Source organism: Streptomyces sp. 1114.5, from assembly GCF_003635085.1.
GTDB lineage: Bacteria > Actinomycetota > Actinomycetes > Streptomycetales > Streptomycetaceae > Kitasatospora.
This window is the reverse complement of the sequence record NZ_RBXE01000001.1, coordinates 1,117,003-1,134,779: the sequence shown is the minus strand read 5'-3', so window position 1 is coordinate 1,134,779 and position 17,777 is coordinate 1,117,003. Positions and strand designations below refer to the sequence as shown.

Annotated in this window: 17 protein-coding genes; 6 read left to right on the top strand and 11 right to left on the bottom strand. The window is 74.9% G+C overall.

The window, feature by feature from the left end:
• Window positions 1-28 precede the first annotated feature (28 nt).
• A complete protein-coding gene (locus BX285_RS04855) occupies window positions 29-745 on the top strand; it encodes an ABC transporter permease (protein ID WP_121174541.1) in 717 nt (238 codons plus the stop codon).
• Window positions 746-767: 22 nt separating this feature from the next.
• On the opposite strand, the gene BX285_RS04850 is transcribed toward BX285_RS04855, so the two are convergent.
• The 11 genes from BX285_RS04850 to BX285_RS04800 form a co-directional block, all read right to left on the bottom strand.
• The gene (locus BX285_RS04850; RefSeq protein WP_121174540.1) at window positions 768-2,102 is read right to left on the bottom strand and encodes an MFS transporter; all 1,335 of its coding nucleotides are present in this window, start codon (window positions 2,100-2,102) and stop codon (window positions 768-770) included.
• Between the two features lie 63 nt (window positions 2,103-2,165).
• Window positions 2,166-2,897, bottom strand: coding sequence for a FadR/GntR family transcriptional regulator (locus BX285_RS04845; RefSeq protein ID WP_097236819.1), 732 nt, complete (start codon window positions 2,895-2,897; stop codon window positions 2,166-2,168).
• A gap of 140 nt (window positions 2,898-3,037) precedes the next feature.
• Entirely contained in the window at window positions 3,038-3,895 is an 858-nt protein-coding gene (locus BX285_RS04840) for an HAD family hydrolase (protein WP_097236818.1), read from the bottom strand.
• Between the two features lie 91 nt (window positions 3,896-3,986).
• Window positions 3,987-5,261, bottom strand: coding sequence for a serine--tRNA ligase (serS, locus tag BX285_RS04835; RefSeq protein ID WP_097236817.1), 1,275 nt, complete (start codon window positions 5,259-5,261; stop codon window positions 3,987-3,989).
• 550 nt (window positions 5,262-5,811) lie between these two features.
• The gene (gene pheA / locus BX285_RS04830; RefSeq protein WP_097236816.1) at window positions 5,812-6,747 is read right to left on the bottom strand and encodes a prephenate dehydratase; all 936 of its coding nucleotides are present in this window, start codon (window positions 6,745-6,747) and stop codon (window positions 5,812-5,814) included.
• A gap of 194 nt (window positions 6,748-6,941) precedes the next feature.
• Complete coding sequence (gene efeB, locus BX285_RS04825; protein WP_183107159.1) at window positions 6,942-8,219, bottom strand: iron uptake transporter deferrochelatase/peroxidase subunit; 1,278 nt, start codon at window positions 8,217-8,219, stop codon at window positions 6,942-6,944.
• A gap of 14 nt (window positions 8,220-8,233) precedes the next feature.
• Window positions 8,234-10,282: a FixH family protein gene (locus BX285_RS04820; RefSeq protein ID WP_121174539.1), complete on the bottom strand. Its 2,049-nt coding sequence runs from the start codon at window positions 10,280-10,282 to the stop codon at window positions 8,234-8,236.
• Between the two features lie 13 nt (window positions 10,283-10,295).
• Window positions 10,296-10,829, bottom strand: a complete 534-nt coding sequence (locus BX285_RS04815) for a copper chaperone PCu(A)C (RefSeq protein ID WP_097236813.1) — start codon at window positions 10,827-10,829, stop codon at window positions 10,296-10,298.
• Complete coding sequence (locus BX285_RS04810) at window positions 10,826-11,494, bottom strand: SCO family protein (protein ID WP_097236812.1); 669 nt, start codon at window positions 11,492-11,494, stop codon at window positions 10,826-10,828. Before BX285_RS04810 ends, BX285_RS04815 begins: the two co-directional genes overlap by 4 nt.
• Window positions 11,495-11,573: 79 nt before the next feature.
• Entirely contained in the window at window positions 11,574-12,350 is a 777-nt protein-coding gene (locus BX285_RS04805) for a YcnI family protein (RefSeq protein WP_121174538.1), read from the bottom strand.
• A gap of 201 nt (window positions 12,351-12,551) precedes the next feature.
• The gene (locus BX285_RS04800; RefSeq protein ID WP_121174537.1) at window positions 12,552-13,397 is read right to left on the bottom strand and encodes a hypothetical protein; all 846 of its coding nucleotides are present in this window, start codon (window positions 13,395-13,397) and stop codon (window positions 12,552-12,554) included.
• Between the two features lie 230 nt (window positions 13,398-13,627).
• On the opposite strand from BX285_RS04800, the gene BX285_RS04795 reads away from it, so the two are divergent.
• The 5 genes from BX285_RS04795 to BX285_RS04775 all read left to right on the top strand — a co-directional run bounded on the left by BX285_RS04795 (window position 13,628) and on the right by BX285_RS04775 (window position 17,737).
• Window positions 13,628-14,257 carry an ATP-binding protein gene (locus tag BX285_RS04795; RefSeq protein WP_121174536.1) on the top strand — a complete coding sequence of 210 codons (630 nt, stop codon included), beginning with the start codon at window positions 13,628-13,630 and terminating at the stop codon, window positions 14,255-14,257.
• Window positions 14,258-14,331: 74 nt separating this feature from the next.
• On the top strand, window positions 14,332-14,562 hold the full coding sequence (locus BX285_RS04790; RefSeq protein WP_097236805.1) for a hypothetical protein: 231 nt from the start codon (window positions 14,332-14,334) through the stop codon (window positions 14,560-14,562).
• Window positions 14,563-14,598: 36 nt separating this feature from the next.
• Window positions 14,599-15,906, top strand: a complete 1,308-nt coding sequence (locus tag BX285_RS04785; protein WP_121177248.1) for an amidase — start codon at window positions 14,599-14,601, stop codon at window positions 15,904-15,906.
• A gap of 84 nt (window positions 15,907-15,990) precedes the next feature.
• A complete protein-coding gene (locus tag BX285_RS04780) occupies window positions 15,991-16,596 on the top strand; it encodes a TIGR03086 family metal-binding protein (RefSeq protein ID WP_121174535.1) in 606 nt (201 codons plus the stop codon).
• A gap of 319 nt (window positions 16,597-16,915) precedes the next feature.
• The gene (locus BX285_RS04775) at window positions 16,916-17,737 is read left to right on the top strand and encodes a protein phosphatase 2C domain-containing protein (RefSeq protein ID WP_121174534.1); all 822 of its coding nucleotides are present in this window, start codon (window positions 16,916-16,918) and stop codon (window positions 17,735-17,737) included.
• Window positions 17,738-17,777: the final 40 nt, after the last annotated feature.

Below are 17,777 nucleotides of genomic sequence, written 5' to 3'. Positions count from 1 at the left end.
ACAGTGCCCAGGAAGGGGCCGACCGTCCATGAACCCCACCGTCGCCCGGCTGACCCTGCGCGGGCTGCTCGGCCGCCGCCGCGGCCTGCTGCTGCTGGTGGTCCCCGCCCTGCTGCTGCTCGTCTCCGCCATCGCAAGCGGGTCGAGCGCCGACGCGCACGGCCTGACCGTCAAGATCCTCGGCCAGCTCGGCCTCGGCACCCTGGTCCCGCTGCTCGGCCTGGTGGTCGGCACCGGGGCCATCGCCACCGAGATCGACGACGGCTCGATCGTCTACCTGCTCGCCAAGCCGCTGCCGCGGTGGCAGATCGTCACCACCAAGCTGGCCGTCGCGATCGGTGTCACCTGGCTGTTCTCGGTCGTCCCGACGCTGCTGTCCGGGCTGCTGCTGTACGGCACCCGGGACGGCGTGGCGCTCGGCTACACCGTGGCGGTGCTGGTCGCCGGGGCCGCGTACAGCGCGCTGTTCCTGCTGCTCGGCGTGGTCACCCGGCACGCCGTGGTGGCCGGGCTGGCCTACGCCCTGATCTGGGAGTCGGTGGTCGGCAACTTCGTCGAGGGCGCCCGGACGCTGAGCGTCCAGCAGTGGGGCAAGGCGGTGGCCGAGGCGGTCGCCGGGGACACCGCGATCGGCGCCGACGTCTCGTTCGGGGCGGCCGTCCCGCTGCTGCTGGTGGTCACCGTCGGGGCGACGGTGCTCGCCTCGGTGAAGCTGGCCGGGCTGACCCTGGCCGGCGAGGAGTGAGCCGTGAACCCTCGGCGGGGGCTCAGAGCGTACGGTTGCGCCCCGCGCCCCAGCCGGCCGCGCCGACCACCAGGACCAGCACCAGCATCAGCGCCAGGGTGGCTTCCCACCCGCCGGTGAGCTGGTGCAGCGCGCCGGCGCCGACCGGGCCGGCCGCCGCGACCAGGTAGCCGATCGCCTGCGACATCCCGCCCAGCTGGGCGGCGCCGGCCGCGCTGCCGGTGCGCAGCACGATGAACGCCAGGCCCAGGCCCAGCGAACCGCCCTGGGCCAGGCCGAGGACGGCCGCCGACGCCCACGCGGCGGAGACCGGCGCGACCAGCAGCATCGCGATGCCGAGCCCGTTCAGGACGGCCATGGTCACGGCCAGGGCGCGCTGGCTGGTCATCCGGCCCGCCATCAGCGGCACCAGGAAGGCACCGGCGACCTGCAGCAGGTTGGAGAAGGCGAAGACCAGTCCGGCCTGGCCGCGGTCCATGCCGTGGTCCGCCAGGATGGTCGGCATCCAGGCGACCAGGATGTAGACCAGCAGCGAGGAGATCCCCATGAAGAGGCTGATCTGCCAGGCCAGCGGGGACTTCCAGATGCCCTCGATCGGCTTGCCCGGCACGGCCGTCGCCGCTGCCGAGCCCGTCACCGGGCCCGCCGCGCCCGTCACCGCGCCCGCCGGGCCCGTCACCGCGCCCGCCGGGCCCGTCACCGCGCCCGCCGAGCCCGTCACCGCGCCCCGCTCCTGACGCGCCCGCAGCACCTGCGGCAGCCAGGCCACCGCCGCGACCACGGCGAGCAGCGACCAGGCGCCGAGCGAGGCCCGCCAGCCGCCGCCGAGCGCGTGCTCCAGCGGGACGGAGGTGCCGGCCGCGAGGGTGGCCCCGACCAGCATGGTGGTCGAGTAGACGCCGGTCATGGTGGCCGCGCGGTCCGGGAACTCCCGCTTGACCAGGCCCGGCATCGACACGTTCAGCACCGCGATGGCCACGCCGATCACCACGCAGCCCGCGTACAGCGCCGCCGCCGAGGGCAGCACCCGCAGCAGCACGCCCGCGCCGAGCACCAGCACCGCGCCCAGGACGACCCGCTCGGCGCCGAACCGGCGGGTCAGCCGGGGGGTGAGCGGGGCGCCGACGCCCTGGAACAGCACCGGCACGGTGGTGATCAGGCCGCTCGCGGTGGCGGAGAGGCCGAAGGTCCGCTGGATGTCGCCGACCATCGGGGAGACCGCGGCCAGGCAGGCGCGCATGTTCAGCGCGACCAGCACGATGCCGGTCAGCAGCAGGAGCGGATGGGCCAGCCGGGCGGCGGCGGGGAGCGGGGCGGGCGTGGTGACAACCGGCTGCTGGGCACGGGTGACGGCCATGGGTGTGCTGTTCTTTCCTGGATGTGCGTGGATGCGGGCGGGAAGGCGGAGGCTCGCGCCGTCCTACTTCCGGGCCGCGATGGCCGCGAGCAGCTGCTCGACGGCCGCGGTCGGGCCGGCGAGCAGCGCACGACACGCCGCCTCCGCCCGCTCCGGGTCACCGCTCTCGATCGCGTCGACCAGCGCCTCGTGGGTGGCGACGACCGCCTCGGGCATCTCGTGGTCGCCGAACGCGGACGTCATCGACTCGCGGACGGAGGCGCCGAAGTAGCGGTACACCTCGGCCAGTGCGGGGTTGTGCGCGGCCTCGACGACGGCGGTGTGGAACTCCAGGTCGTGCTCGACGGTGGCCTCGCGGCTCGCCCGCTCGGGGTGCGCAGCGAACACCTCGGCCTCGCGGGCCAGCGCGGCCCGCATCCGCCGGATGTCCTCGGGGGTGTGCCGCAGCGCGGCCAGCCGGGCACCCTCGGTCTCCAGCGCCGCGCGGACCTCCAGGACGTCCCGGATCCCCGAGCGCTGGACGCCGCGCAGTACGGCCGCCGGGTCGCTGGTGGAGCGGACGAAGGTCCCCTCGCCCTGCCGGGAGACCAGCATCCCGGCGTGCACCAGCACCCGGATCGCCTCCCGCACGGTGTTCCGCCCGACCTGCAGCCGTTCGGCCAGCTCGTGTTCGGTCGGGATCTGCGATCCCACCGGCCAGGCCCCGTCGGCCAACTGCTCGCGCAGCTGGTCGATCGCGGTGTCCACCAGGGACCGCCGCCCGGCCGCCTGCAGGCTGCTGCCGTCACCGCTCATTCCGGGCCTCCCTCCGCACACCGCTTCACCGACCGGTCATCGGTCATCCTACAACCGCTTGCCCGGTCATCCTACAACCCTGGATGCGAACCGATCGTGAACATCCGGTACGGCGCGTCGCCCAGGGCCGTCGGGCCCGGTCAGCGGGCGGGGTAGAGGCGTTCCAGGACGGCTGCGACGCCGTCCTCGTCGTTGCTGGCGGTGACGGCGTCGGCGACGGCGAGGAGTTCCTCGTGGGCGTTGGCCATGGCGACGCCGTGGGCGGCCCAGCCGAACATCGGGACGTCGTTGGGCATGTCGCCGAAGGCGATGGTGTCGGCGGCGCGCAGCCCGAGGCGGCGGGCGGCGACGGCCAGGCCGGTGGCCTTGGACAGGCCCAGCGGCAGCAGCTCGACCACGCCGGCGCCGGCCATCACGACGCCGACCAGGTCGCCGGCGGCGCGGCGGGCCGCTTCGGCGAGGGCGTCGTCGGTCAGCGCGTGGTGCTGGATGTAGAGCTTGCCGAGCGGGGAGGCGAACAGCTCGCCGCGGTCGACCCGGACGACCGGCAGGTCGGAGCCGATCAGCAGTTCGTAGCCGGGGCCGGCCAGCACCTGGCCGTCGAGGCCGTCCTGGTTGGCGGCGACGGCGAGCGGGCCGGTCTCGGCCTCGATCTTCTCGATGGCGAGCGCCGCGAGCCGGCGGTCCAGGGTGAGGGAGGTGAGCAGCTTGTGCGCGCCGGCGTCGTAGACCTGGGCGCCCTGGCCGCAGACGGCTATCCCGGTGTAGCCGATCTCGTCGAAGACCGGGCGGGCCCAGACGGCCGAGCGGCCGGTGACGATGATGTGCAGCGCGCCCGCGCCGGTGGCTGCGGCCAGGGCGGCGCGGGTGCGCTCGGAGACGGTCTCCTCGCTGGTCAGCAGGGTGCCGTCGAGGTCGGTGGCGACCAGCCGGTAGGGCAGGCCGCCACCGCTTCGGGTGTCGTCCGGGGAGACGGGGCTGGGGCTGGTGGTGCTCATGGGCCGGTCGTCTCCCGGGAGTTGCGGGTGGAGCGGGTGGTGCGGTGGAACAGGTGGCGCGGCCGTACGGGTCGTACGGCCGCAACCGGTGTTACTTGACCGGTTCCAGGACGGTCCGTCCGCCGAGGAACGGCCGCAGCGCCTCGGGCACGACGACCGAGCCGTCGGCCTGCTGGTGGTTCTCCAGGATCGCCACGATGGTGCGCGGGATCGCGACCAGGGTGCCGTTCAGGGTGGCGAGCGGGCGGGTCTTGCCCTCCTCGCGCATCCGGATCGACAGCCGGCGGGCCTGGTACTCGGTGGTGTTGGAGGTCGAGGTGACCTCGCGGTACTTGCCCTGGGTGGGGATCCAGGCCTCGATGTCGAACTTGCGGGCGGCCGAGGCGCCGAGGTCGCCGGAGGCGACGTCGATCACCCGGTACGGCAGCTCCAGCGCGTTGAGGAAGTCCTTCTCCCACTGGAGCAGGCGGCGGTGCTCGTTCTCGGCGTCCTCGGGAGTGGTGTAGACGAACATCTCCACCTTCTCGAACTGGTGGACGCGGATGATGCCGCGGGTGTCCTTGCCGTAGGTGCCGGCCTCGCGGCGGAAGCAGGACGAGTAGCCGGCGTAGCGCAGCGGGAGCTTCTCGGCGTCGATGATCTCGTCCATGTGGTACGCCGCGAGCGGGACCTCGCTGGTGCCGACGAGGTAACGGTCGTCCTCGGCGAGGTGGTACACGTTCTCGGCGGCCTGGCCGAGGAACCCGGTGCCGTCCATGGCGGCCGGGCGGACCAGGGTCGGGGTGATCATCGGGGTGAAGCCGGCCGCGGTGGCCTGGGCGATCGCCATGTTGACCAGGGCGAGCTCCAGCAGCGCGCCGACGCCGGTCAGGTAGTAGGACCGGGCACCGGCGACCTTGGCGCCGCGCTCGGTGTCGATCGCGCCCAGGATCTGGCCCAGCTCGACGTGGTCGCGCGGCTCGAAGCCCTCGGCGGCGAAGTCGCGCGGGGTGCCGATCTCCTCCAGGGTGACGAAGTCCTCCTCGCCGCCGACCGGGGCGGCCGGGTCGATGAGGTTCGCCAGCGAGCGGAGCAGGCGGTCGGCCTCCTCCTTGGCGGCGCCCTGCTCGGCGTCCGCGGCCTTGACCTCGGCGGCCAGGTCCTTGGTGCGCTGCAGCAGGGCGGCCTTCTCGTCGCCCTTGGCCTGGGCGACCTGCTTGCCGAGCACCCGCTGCTCGCTGCGCAGTTCGTCGAAGCGGCTGCCCGAGGACCGGCGCCGCTCGTCGGCGGAGAGGAGGGCGTCGACCAGGTCGACGTCCTCGCCACGGACGCGCTGCGAGGCGCGCACTCGGTCAGGGTCCTCACGGAGCAGGCGAAGGTCAATCACAGGCCCAAGCGTACCGGGCGGGAGTTCCTCCACCGGTACCGGTTTTTCCCTGGGGATAACTCCCGTCGCCCTGTGGATAACTCCTGTGGGGAATCCGCCGGGCACGGGTTATCCACAGGGTCGGGGCCAGGGCTGTGGATCGAAGGGGATGATCACCCTCCGCGTGACCGAACCAGGGAATTGAGGTTTCAAACCTCATTCGACCTTCCCGAGTGAGGGAATTGAAGCACTCGCACGGGTGATTTGCTGGCAACCGGGTGACTCTGATCCGATTAGTCATCTCTGCGACGCAAACCGATGATCCGACCGGTTCTGGGTAATGGCTATACCGGTTTGTCGACTCGTCCCCAGGCCTGTGGATAACTTCCGGCTGTGGACAGCGGGGAGGCCTGTGGACAGCGGCCCCCGGCGTCGGGCGGCCCTGTGGACGACGGGTGCGGTCACCCGACCGGGCATCCCACCCGTCTGATCAGCCCGGTCCGAAACGGTCGGAAAATGTCAGAAAGACAACAGGTGTCGTCAGGTTGTCCCGCAGGGAGGCGCGTACGGCTCAGATCTCCCCGCGACCGTCGAGCGCCCGCGAGAGCCAGTCCGCCGCCGAGGAGAAATCCTCGTCCGAGGTCCCCGGCCGCCGGTGGGTGGACACCTGGCGGTCGGCGCGCGGATAGGAGCCGAGGAAGCGCACCTGCGGACAGATCCGCTTCAGGCCCATCATCGCCTCGCCCACCCGGCGCTCGGACAGGTGGCCCTCGCAGTCGATCAGGAAGCAGTAGCTCCCCAGGCCCTCACCGGTCGGGCGGGACTCGATCCGCATCAGGTTGATCCCGCGCACCGCGAACTCCTGCAGCAGCTCCAGCAGCGCACCCGGGTGGTCGTCCGGCAGCCAGACCACCATCGAGGTCTTGTCCGCGCCGGTCGGCGAGGAGACCCGGCCCGGGCGGCCCACCAGGACGAACCGGGTGGCCGCGCTCTTGGCGTCCGCGATGTCCTTGACCAGCGGGTCCAGCCCGTAGATCGGCGCCGCGAACTCGCCCGCGAACGCCCCGTCGTAGCGGCCCTCGGCGACCAGCCGGGCACCGTCGGCGTTGGAGGCGGCCGACTCCCAGGTCGCGTCCGGCAGGTTGGCCGCCAGCCAGCGGCGCACCTGCGGCTGGGCCACCGGGTGGCTGGTCACCGTCTTGATCCCGGAAAGCTCGGTGCCGGGGCGCACCAGCAGCGCGAAGGAGATCGGCAGCAGCACCTCGCGGTAGATCATCAGCGGCGTGCCGGCGGCCAGTTCGTCGTTGGTCGCGGTGACCGCGCCCTCCACCGAGTTCTCGATCGGCACGAACGCCCCGGCGGCCTCCCCGCCGCGCACCGCGTCCAGCGCCAGCGCCACCGAGGACAGCGGCACCAGCTCCCGGGTCGCCGCCTCGGGCAGGGTGTGCAGCGCCGCCTCGGTGAAGGTGCCGGCCGGGCCGAGATAGGTGTAGCGGGTGGCCGACATGACGCCTCCGGGTACTCGGTGCCGCACGAACAGGGTGCCGCGCGGACGGGTTCCGCGCGAACGGGTGGTGCCGAAACAGCCACCCTAACGATTCCGCGGCCCCGGCAGGAAAGCGTCCCAGTGGCCGGGACCGTGTGTGCCAGGGCGTGTCTTCAAACGCCGCAAACGCCCCGCACGCCGGAGGCGCCGGGGAACTACCCCTCCAGCAGCTGCTGCCCGAGGTAGCCGCCGGCCGGCGCGGACGGGGGTAGCGCGTACACCCCGCTCGCCTCGTGCCGCAGGAAGCGGGAGAGGCCGTCGCCCCGGGAGAGCTTGCGCTGCACCGGGGTGAAGCCCCGGCGCGGGTCGGCCTGGAAGGCGAGGAAGAGCAGCCCGGCGTCCGGCGAGCCGTCCGGCAACAGCCCGTCGTGGTACGAGAAGCCGCGCCGCAGCATCGCCGCCCCGCCGTTGGCCGCCGGGGCGGCGACCCGGATGTGCGCGTCGGCGGGGACCGCCAGCGCGCCGTCCGGGCCCTGCGCGGAGAGGTCGACGGGGGCGTGCTCGCCGGCCCCGGCGGGCGCGCCGAGCGGGGCGCCGTCCGACTTGCGCCGCCCGATCACCCGCTCCTGCCGGTCCACCGGCAGCGCCTCCCAGTGGTCCAGCAGCATCCGGATCCGCCGGAACACCAGGTAGGACCCGCCGGCCAGCCAGCCCGGCTGGTCCCCGCCGGCCGCGCAGAACACCTTGGCGGCGAAGCCGTCCTCGCCGGGCTTGGGGTTGTTGGTGCCGTCGACCTGGCCCATCAGATTGCGGCCGGTCACCGGCTGCGCGGCGGCGCCGGGGGTGCGGGCGAAGCCGGCCGACTGCCAGCGCAGCGCCGCCGTACCGGCCGCCAGCCGCTGCAGCACCCGCAGGGCGTGCACCGCCACCAGCGCGTCGTCGGCGCCGATCTGGACGAACAGGTCGCCGTCGCCGCGGGCGGGGTCGAGCGCGTCACCGGGGAAGGCGGGCAGCGGTTCGAGCCCGGGCGGGCGGTGGTCGGCCAGGGCGGCCTTGTCGAAGAGCGCGGCGCCGAAGCCGACGGTGAGGGTGAGCGAGCAGGGCCCGGCGTCCAGGGCGATCTGGTTGTCGAACTCCTCGGCCGGCTCCCCGGCGGTCAGCCGCTCGGCCGCCTTCGTCCAGCGCTGCAGCAGGCCGCGCAGGCCGTCCCGGCCGGCGCCCTCGGCCAGGTCGAAGGCGGCCAGCTGGACCCTGGCCTGCTGCGGTTCGAGGATCCCGGCCTGGTGCTCGCCGCGGAACGGCACCCGGGCCGCGCCGAGCGCGCCGGCCGCGCCCGCCGCCCCGGCGGAGCGGTCGGGGCGGTCGGAGCCGCCCAGGGCGACCGCCCCGGCGCCGACCAGCAGCCCGGCACCGGCGGTGCCGAGCAGCGCCCGCCGGGTGAAGCCCGTGCGGTCCGCCGACCCCTGCTCCACCGTCGTCACCTCGGTCGTCACGTCGTCCACCGCCGTCAGCCGATCTTGAACTGCTGGGTCGGCGTGGTCTGGTCGATGTCCGAGGAGCGGACCTGCACCGACACCACCCAGTTGCCCGCCAGCGGCAGCTGCGCGGTGCCGCTCCAGCGGCCGGTGCCCTCCGGGGTGAGCGCGACCGGCAGCGGGCCGAGGTCGCGGTCCGGCAGGGTGAAGGCGAGCTGCACCTCGGGGACGTCCACCGGCTGCCCGTCCGTGCCGTCCAGCGCGAGCTTCACCTCGTTCGGGCCGGTCCTGGCCGGGTTGAGGGTGACGGTCGCGGTGCCCCTGGCGTTCGGCGTCCGGCCCTTGGTGTCGTACGGGAGCTTGAGCTCGACGGTACGGCCCGGCTCGGTCTGCGGGGCCGCCGCGGCCGCGCCGGGGGCGGCAGCCGCCGCACCGGCCGAGACCTCGCTCGCCACCCGCCCGGGCGGCGAGTTGGTGAGCATCGTGGTGACCACCAGCACCGCCACCGCGACCAGTGCCTCCACCAGCACCGAGCGGCGCAGCCCGGCCCGGGTCGGGGTCAGCCCGCGCTCGCGCCCGGCGCTCTCCCGGGCGGCCTTCTGCCGGGCCAGCTGCGCCCGGCGGACCGGGTCCTCGCTGTGCGCCGCGACGGCGACCGGCTCCGGCACCTCGGTCCGCTCGACCTCCGCCGCCTCGGCCGGGGCCGAGCGCAGCCGGGCCAGCCAGGCCCGGGACATCCAGGCGACGCCGAGCATCACGACCACGCAGCCGCTCTTCACCAGCAGCAGCCGCCCGTACTCGGTGCCGGTCAGCGCGCCCCAGCTGCCCAGGCCCCGCCAGGACTGGTAGATCCCGGTGCCGGCCAGCACGGCCACCGAGCCGAAGGCGATCCTGGAGAAGCGGTCCACCACCTCGGCGCCGACGCCCTCGCGCAGCGCGACCAGCAGCGCGGCCAGGCCACCCAGCCAGAGCGCCATCGCGATCAGGTGCAGGATGCCGAACGGCAGCGCCAGCCAGACCTGGATGCCCACCGAGGCGTGGTCGGCGCCGACCCAGGTCGCGGCGAGGGCGACCGCCAGGACCAGCCCGGCCACACCGAGCCCCAGCCTCGTCTCCCGCTGTGGCCGCTCGGCGGCCCGCCGCTCCAGCTCACGCAGCTCGGCGGCCTCGGCGTCCTCGCTCTCGTCCTTGCCCTCGTCCTCGCCCTCGTCCGCGCCGGAACCCGCGGTGCCGCCCGCGGCCGCCAGGGGCTTCGCCGGAACCGGCCGCGGCGGCTGCCCCAACTGGCCGACCAGCAGCGACAGGAACACCCCGCCCGCCGCGAGCAGCAGCAGCCGGGCCGCCAGCGCGGTGCCGATCCGCTCGTCCAGCGTGGCGCGCACCAGCGTCAGGTCGAAGGCCTGCCCGACCCCGGAGCCGCGCTCGTACGGGCCGCGCAGCAGCAGCACCGCGATGGTGGAGACCAGCAGCGCCGTCCAGCCGGTCATCAGCAGTCGCTGCACCGGGCGCCGGGCGGTCCCGGCCGGCCAGCAGACCAGCACGAAGGCGGCGACGCCGGCCAGCAGCGCGAACGCGGCGTAGGCGACGGTGCGCCCGGTGCCGTACAGGGCGGCGACCAGGCCGTCGGCCTTGGCGCCCTGCAGGGCGGTGGCCGACACCGAGGTGTCCGAGGGCGCGCCGACGGAGAAGGTGAACGCGCCGCCGACCGGGTGCGAGTCCTCCGAGACGGCCCGCCAGGCCACCGTGTAGGTGCCGTTGGCGAGCCCGCTCCGCAGGCCGACCCGGGCGGTGTTGCCCCGGCCGTCGGCGTGCGCCGGGTTGCCGGTGTCCACGGCCTGGCCGGCCGGGTCGAGCACCCGGACGGAGTCGGAGGAGAGCGAGACGGCCTCGCTGAAGGTCAGCGTGACGGCCTGCGGGGCGGTGGCGACCACCGCGTTCTGCCGGGGATCGGTGGAGTCCAGGGTGGCGTGCGCGGAGGCCGGTCCGGCGCCCGCGAGCATCAGCGCGAGCAGCGCGCCGAGCATTCCGAGCACCCCGGCGATCCGGCGGTGGGAGGCCTTCTCCAGGCCGGCCGACTGCATGCTGGCGGTCCCCTTAACTCTGGCCGGGGCGGTAGGTGAGCTCCTTGACCGGCACCTTGACCGAGATGGTGCCGGACTTGGCGAAGGTGAGGTCGAGCTCCAGCTCGTCGCCGACCGCCGGGGTCTTCTCCCAGCCCATGATCATCAGGTGGGCGCCGCCGCGGGCGAACTGCAGCGACCCGTGTGCGGGCACGTCCAGGCTGGCGACCTGCTCCATGCTGGACGCGGTCGAGCGGTGCATGGTGACCGACTCGGCGCCCGGGCTGGTCACCTTGACCAGCTGGTCCTGCCCGCCGTCGTTGCGGACGGTCAGGTAGCCGGCCGCCATCCCGCCCGCCGGGGGCAGCGGGATGTAGGAGTCGGCGACGCTGAGCCTGGCCGGGCCGGCGGCGGCTGCGCCCTGGCCGCCCGTCCCGCAGGCGGCCAGTATCGCGCCGCCGCCCAGGGCGGTCGCGACCACGGCGCCCAGCAGCGCGCTGCGGCGGAACCGGCGCGTCCCGGTCGGCACCGCGACGCTCCCGTCGCTGACCTCGCTCCGCTCGCTCATGCCGCGACACCCTTGGCGAGCAGCGGCAGGTCGTGCTCGTAGGTCTTCTCCTCGGTGCCGCTCATGTAGAGCACGTGCGCCTTGTCGTCCGAGGGGAGGAAGGCCAGCACCTGCGCGCCGTGGGTGGAGGTGACCGTCCCGTCCGCGTTGACCACCGGGTCCTCGATCATGATGCCGAGCGACTTGGCCGCGGTCTTCACCTTGGCCAGGTCGCCGGTGAGGCCTATGAAGTCACTGCCCATCGAGTCCAGCCAGGTGCGCAGCACCTTCGGGGTGTCGCGCTGCGGGTCGGTGGAGACGAAGACGACGTTGATCTTCTGCCGCTCCTCCGCCGGGAGCGCCTTCATCGCGACGCCGATGTCGCCCATGGTGGTCGGGCAGACGTCCGGGCAGCTGGTGTAGCCGAAGAACAGCAGGGTGGCCTTGCCGTTGGTCTGCTGCCGCAGGTCGAAGGGCTGGCCGGAGGTGTCGGTCAGCTGGAGGTCCGGCTTCTCGAAGTTCTTGGCCAGCTTGGTGCCCTGGTACGGGGTGTCCTCCTTCTGCTGGGTGACCTTCGCGGCGGTGGAGCCGCCGCCGGAGGAGCCGCAGGCGGACAGCGTCAGGGCGGCGGCCAGCGCGAGGGCGGCGGCGCCGGCCAGCCGGGTGGTGCGGGTGGTGCGGGGCATGGGGAGTTCCGATCGTGCGCGGTGGGACCGCCGGCGGGGCCGCACCGTCGGCTTCGGTGCGGCCCCGCCGGCGCGGGGGTCAGGAGGCGGAGCCGCCGTTCTTGCGGCGCAGGCCGAGCACGCCGACGGCGGTGCCGAGCACGCCGACCACGATGCCGATCACGCCGAGGGTGCGGGCGGTGGAGTCACTGGTCTTGCCGTCGGCGTCGGAGCCGGCGGCGTGGTCCGAGCTGTCCCCGTGGGCGCCCGCGGCGGGGGAGGCGGTGACGCCGTGGCTGTCGCCGTCGCCGTCGCCGTGGCCGTCGCCGCCCTCGGCCTTGGTGAGCTTCAGGACGGGCGCGGGCTTGGCCGGCTCGGGCTGGCCGTTCTTGGACTCGTCGATCCAGCGGACGACGTCACCGTTGTCGTAGGTCTGCAGGGCCTTGAAGACCAGGCTGTCCGAGTCGGTCGGCAGCGGGCCGAGCGAGACCCGGAACTCTTGGAACTGGCCGGGGGCGATCTTGGTGCCCGCGTCGGCGGTCCAGGTGATCTTGGAGACGGCCTCGTTGACGTCGCTGCCGTGCACCTTGATCGGCTTGTCCAGCTTCGACTTCTCGATCGCGGCGGTCCAGCCCGGCATCGGCAGGGTGCGGACGGAGGCCAGCGGGTGGTCCAGCGGGAGGTTGACCTCCAGCTTCACGGTGCTCGCGGTGTCGCTCTCGTTCGGCACCCGGAAGTCGACGGCCGTGTAGCCGCCCTGCGGGGCCGCACCCGGGTTCACGGTGACGTGCGCGAAGGCGGGGCCGGCCAGCGCCACCACGGAGGCGGCGGCGGTCAGGGCGACGGCGGCGAGACGGCGGGTGGGAAGGGAACGCATGATGCGGGTCTCCGATCGGAGCTCGGCGGCAGGCAGGGACCGGGCGACGGACGGTGCCGCGCCTCGGCGGTGCCCCGGTGGTGCCGCGCGTGGGGATGTGGGGGCAGAGCCTCGGGAACGCCCCCGGTGTGGTCGGGGAACGGCCCGGACGGTGCGCACACCCGCGCCCGGGTACGGCCCGCAGGCCGCCGGGAACGCGGATCAGTGCGCGAAGGCCCCGCACGGCGGCCCGCGCCGCACCACGCTGTGCCGCAGCACGGCACCCGCCGGGAACGGGCTCTCCCCGCCCCCCGCCCCGAACCGGCGGGCCGGACCGGCCACGCCGAACAGACCGCGCAGCAGCGCGGCCACCAGCGCGAACGCCGACCGCAGCGGCGCCGCCCAGTGCTCCCGGGCCGCCGACGCGGCCACCCGCAGCAGCCGCCACAACGCCGCCTCGCCGCGCCGCAGCCACCAGCCCGCCACCAGCGCGGCGGCCAGGTGCCCGGCCAGCATCGACGGCGTCATGCCCAACACGCCGCCCTGCCACCAGGGCGCGGCGGCGTACGCGTGCGGATCCAGACCCGCGGAGGAGACCAGCTGCTCCGCGGACGGACTGCCGGGCAGGCCGACCAGCGTCCCCGGGTGGGCCTCGTTGCAGATCAGCCGGCCGGCCACCTGCGGCAGGGTCAGCGGACCGGAGCCGCCGTGCATGCCGGCCATGCCGGCCATGCCGGTCATGGAGCCGCCGAGGCCGTGGCCGTTGAAGCCGTGGAAGAGGCAGTGCAGCACGAGCTGCCCCGCGCCCAGCGCCCCGGCGATGCCCGCCAGCGAACGCTCCCGTCCACCGCAGGCCGCCGCGAGGCCCAGCACCGCGACGAAACCCACCGCCAGCGCGGTCGGCGGCACGTCGCCGCCTCCGGCCAGGGCGTGCCCGGCCGCCGCGATCAGCGTGCAGACCAGCGCGAACGGGACCGCCCGGGCAAGCCGCAGGTCCCAGGCGGCGGCCCCCACCGGCTGGGCCGGTCCGGGGGCGCCCGGGAGCGGGGCGGCAGCGAGGGCAGTCATGGCCGGGCCATCCTCTCATTGCGTACGCCGCGGACACGGGCAGGGTGGGAAATCCCTACGAATGCCCCTTTCGGCAGCGGCGTGCGGGTCCGGGTGCGCGCTGCCCGGCACAGACCCCGTCCCCCAGTCCATCCGCCGAACGGGCGGTACCGGCCCCCGCGCACGGTTCACCACCGAATCGCCCGGAGATACCTAGTTGTATGTGGAGCCGCAGCCAGGAGGGACCTCCCGTGGACATCTGGTGGACTCTGCACCTCAAGCGCGACCCGGCCAGCGTTCCGCTGGCCCGGCGCATCCTGCTCGGTGCCATGGCGACGGCGGGCGTCGACCCGCAGATCGCCGACGACCTCGGCGTCGCCCTCAGTGAGGCCTGCGCCAACGCCGTCGAGCACGGCGCCACCGGGCGGCCCGACGACGGCTTCCAGGTCACCGCCTCGATCAGCGGCGACCGGCTGCGGATCGAGGTCACCGACTCCGGCCCGGGCCTGCCCGCCGCCGCACCGGTCCGGCGCCCGGCCGCCGCGGCCCCCACCCGCCCCGCCGCGAGCGGCCACGGGCCCGGCCGCTCCCGCCGCGGCCGCGCCACCGTCCCGGCCCGCGTCCTCACCGCCCACCGGCCCCGCCGCGACGGCCACCCGTACGACACCCACGTCCTCCCCTGTCGCCCCACCGCCCCCACCCTGCGCCCGGTCGACCTCGACACCCTCCCCGACCTCACCGCCGAATCCGGCCGCGGCCTCTTCCTGATCCACGCCCTCACCGACCACGTCCAGCTCCGCAACCACCCCCTGCGGGGGGCGATCGTCAGCTTCGACAAGATCCTCAAGTGGCAGGACGGGGCGCTGCTGCAGGCGTCGTGAGGGTCGGTGCGTCTTGAGCGGGGGCGGGCCGGGGTCCGGTTGCCGGGGGGACGAGGGGGTCGGACGATGGGGGGATGATGCACCAGATGCGAGCCGAGTACGGCGCCGGCGGTGCGGCCGAGGGGGTGCGGCTGTGGCACGTGGTCCGGGGCGAGGAGAGCGCCGCGATGTGCGGGCGGGAGCTCGACCCGCAGGCGCAGCTGCGGTCCGCGGTGGACTGGGGCAAGACCCCGGAGCTGTGCTGCCACACCTGCGGGGCGTACTTCCTGCGCGAGGCGCCGTACCTGGCGGCCGAGCACCAGTGAGTCCGGTCCACCGTGATCCGGTCTACCGTGATCGGCATGGAGGAACCTCTCGTCCGACCGACGTCGTTGACCCGTGAGGCCGCCGGGCTGCGGGCCGGGACGCCCGGGCTGCCCGAGTACGTCGACCGCCTCTGCGCGCTGGTCGAGCGGGTGGACCCGCTGATCCACGCGTTCGTTCCGGAGCCCGGGCGGCACGGCCGACTGCGGGCGCAGGCACGGGAGTTGGCCGCACGGTACCCGGCGCCGGCCGGGCGGCCGCCGCTGTACGGGGTGGCGGTGGGGGTCAAGGACATCGTGCGCGTGGACGGGCTGCCCACGCACGGCGGTTCGGCGCTGCCGCCCGGCGTGCTGGCCGGGCCGCAGGCCGCGGTGGTGGACCGGCTGCGAGCGGCGGGGGCGCTGGTCGCGGGCAAGACGGTGACCGCCGAGTTCGCGGCGACCGCCCCCGGCCCGACCCGCAATCCGCACCACCCGGGGCACACCCCGGGCGGCTCCAGCAGCGGTTCCGCGGCGGCGGTCGCCGCGGGGCTGGTGCCGCTGGCCGTCGGCACCCAGACCGTCGGCTCGGTGATCCGCCCGGCCGCGTACTGCGGGGTGGTGGGCTTCCGGCCGACGTACGGGCGGATCCCGGTGGACGGGGTGATCCCGAACGCGCCGAGCCTCGACACCCTGGGGGTGTTCACCGCCGACCTGGCCGGCGCGGCCCTGGCGGCCTCGGTGCTGTGCGACGACTGGCGCCCGGTGGCGGAGGGCCCGGAGCCGGTGCTGGGCGTGCCGGACGGGCCGTACCTGGAGCGGGCGGAGCCGGCCGCGCTGCGCGCCTTCGAGGAGCAGCTGGAGCGGCTGGCGGCGGCCGGGCTGGCGGTGCGCCGGGTCGGGCTGTTCCCCGACTTCGCCGAGCTCGTACGGCAGTTGCAGTTCGTCAACCGTTTCGAGCTGGCCCGCAGCCACGCCGACTGGTTCGCCCGCTTCGGCGGCCTCTACCGGCCGGAGACGGTGGCGGGCATCAGGGTCGGTCAGGCCGTCGCGGCCGAGGACCGGGCGGCGGCGCTGCGGTTCCGGGAGCGGCTGCGCGACCGCGTCGCGGCGGCGGGCGCGGCGGCCGGGGTGGACCTCTGGCTGGCGCCCTCGGCGACCGGTGGGGCGCCAGAGGGCCTGCACAGCACCGGGGACGGGGCGATGTCGCTGCCGTGGAGCTTCCTCGGGCGGCCGGCGTTGAGCCTGCCGGCCGGGCGTACCCGGGAGGGGCTGCCGTTGGGGCTCCAGGTGGTCGGTGCGGCGGGCGGCGACGAGCGCCTGCTGGCCCAGGCTGCTGTGCTGGAGCGGGTATTGACCGGACGTTAGGGGGGCGCTCGTCGGCCGAGAGCGGATGATCGAATTTCTCGGCGCGGGCCCGGAAGGCGCGGCCGGGTGAGTACTGTCGGTCGGATGGACCTCATCGAACTGCACGCACGCTCACTGAAGTTGGCGGGCGAGGTGGTGGACACCGTCCGGCCGGAGCAGCTGGACCTGGCGACCCCGTGCGCGGACTGGACGCTGCGGCAGCTGCTGGAGCACGAACTCGGGCAACGTCACGGCTTCGCGGCGGCCGCCCGCGGAGCCGGACCGGACCTCGCGCTGTTCGCGCCTGCCCCGCTCGGCACGGACCCGGCCGGCGCCCTCGGCCGGGCCGGCGCCGAACTCACCGACGCGTTCCGGGAAGCGGCCGGGGCGGGTCGGGCGCTGTGGCTGCCGGAGATCCGCGACGGCGGCCCCTTCCCGCTCGACCGCGCGGTCGGCTTCCACCTGCTCGACACCCTGGTGCACGGCTGGGACGTCGCCGCCGCGCTCGGCGACCCGGCGGGCATCGGCGCGGCCGTGGAGCGCGACGAGGCACTGATCGCCACGCTGGTGGCGGTGGCCGAGGCCGTCCCGGACACGCCGGAGGCCCGGGCTCCCGGCAGGGCCTTCCGCCCGGGCGTGCGGTCGGACGACGGCGCGGGCCGGTTCGCGCGCGTCCTGGCGCTGCTCGGCCGCGACCCGGCCTGGACGTAGGTCAGGTCCGGTCGCGCTGCTCGTCGGGGAAGCGCGGGCCGCCGATCAGGAAGAGCAGGGCGGCGGTCGGAAAGCCGAGTGAGGCGGCCAGTACCACGATGAACTGCCAGAACATCTTCTGCTCCTCGTCAGTCGCGGGCCGCTGGGCCACCCGAAGGTGCTGCCAAACCTGACCCGCCCCGATTGGCCGAATTGTCCGGTCACCTTCCGACGGTATGGCCGAATCGGCCCGGCTGCCACCGGGCGCCGCGGAGCGGGCCCGCGCCACACCGGCGCACGGGGCTGGGCGCGGGCCTGGGACGGCGGCCACACTGTCGGGATGCAGCTACAGCTCGCAGGGGAAGCACGGCGGCCCGACCGCGAGAGCGAGGACTTCGCGGTGGCCTCGCCGGAGGCGCTGGTCCTGCTGGACGGCGCGAGTTCGCCGGCCGGCCTGGAGTCCGGGTGCCGGCACGGAACGGCTTGGTACGTACGGCGGTTGGGCGTGCACCTGCTCGCCCGGCTCACCGACCGGTCGGATCGCTCGATCGCCGAGTGCCTGGCCGACGCCATCGTGGAGACGGCCGCGCTGCACGGCGGCCGCTGCGACCTGGCCCACGCCAACACGCCCGCCGCGATGGTGGTCGCGGCCCGGCGGCACGGCGAGTCGCTGGAGTACCTGGTGCTCGGCGACTCGCTGCTGGTGCTGGAGTTCAAGGACGGCCCGCCGAAGGTCATCGGGGACAACCAGCGCTTCCCCGGCGGGGAGGAGCTGCGCCGCCAGGTGTGGGCGACCGTGCCCGGTTCGGCCGAGCGGGCGGCGCTGCACCTGGAGTACGCGCTGGCCGTCCGCGCCGCCCGCAACCGGGGCGCCGGGCCGTGGATCGCCGCCGCCAGCCCGCGCGCCGCCGAGCACGCCGAGACCGGCTTCGTCCGGCTGGACCGGCTGCACGCGCTGGCCGCCCTGACCGACGGCGCCTCGCGCTACACCGAGCGCTTCGGGCTTGGCAGTTGGGGCGACGTGCTGCGACTGCTGGCGGAGTCGGGCCCGGCCGAACTGATCGCCCAGGTGCGGGCCGTAGAGCGGTCGGACGCCACCTGCGAGCGCTGGCCGCGGGGCAAGACGCACGACGACGCCTCGGCCCTCTACGCGCTGGTCTGAAGCCTGCCGCGGGGACGGGAAACGGCGGGGCGGCCGCAGG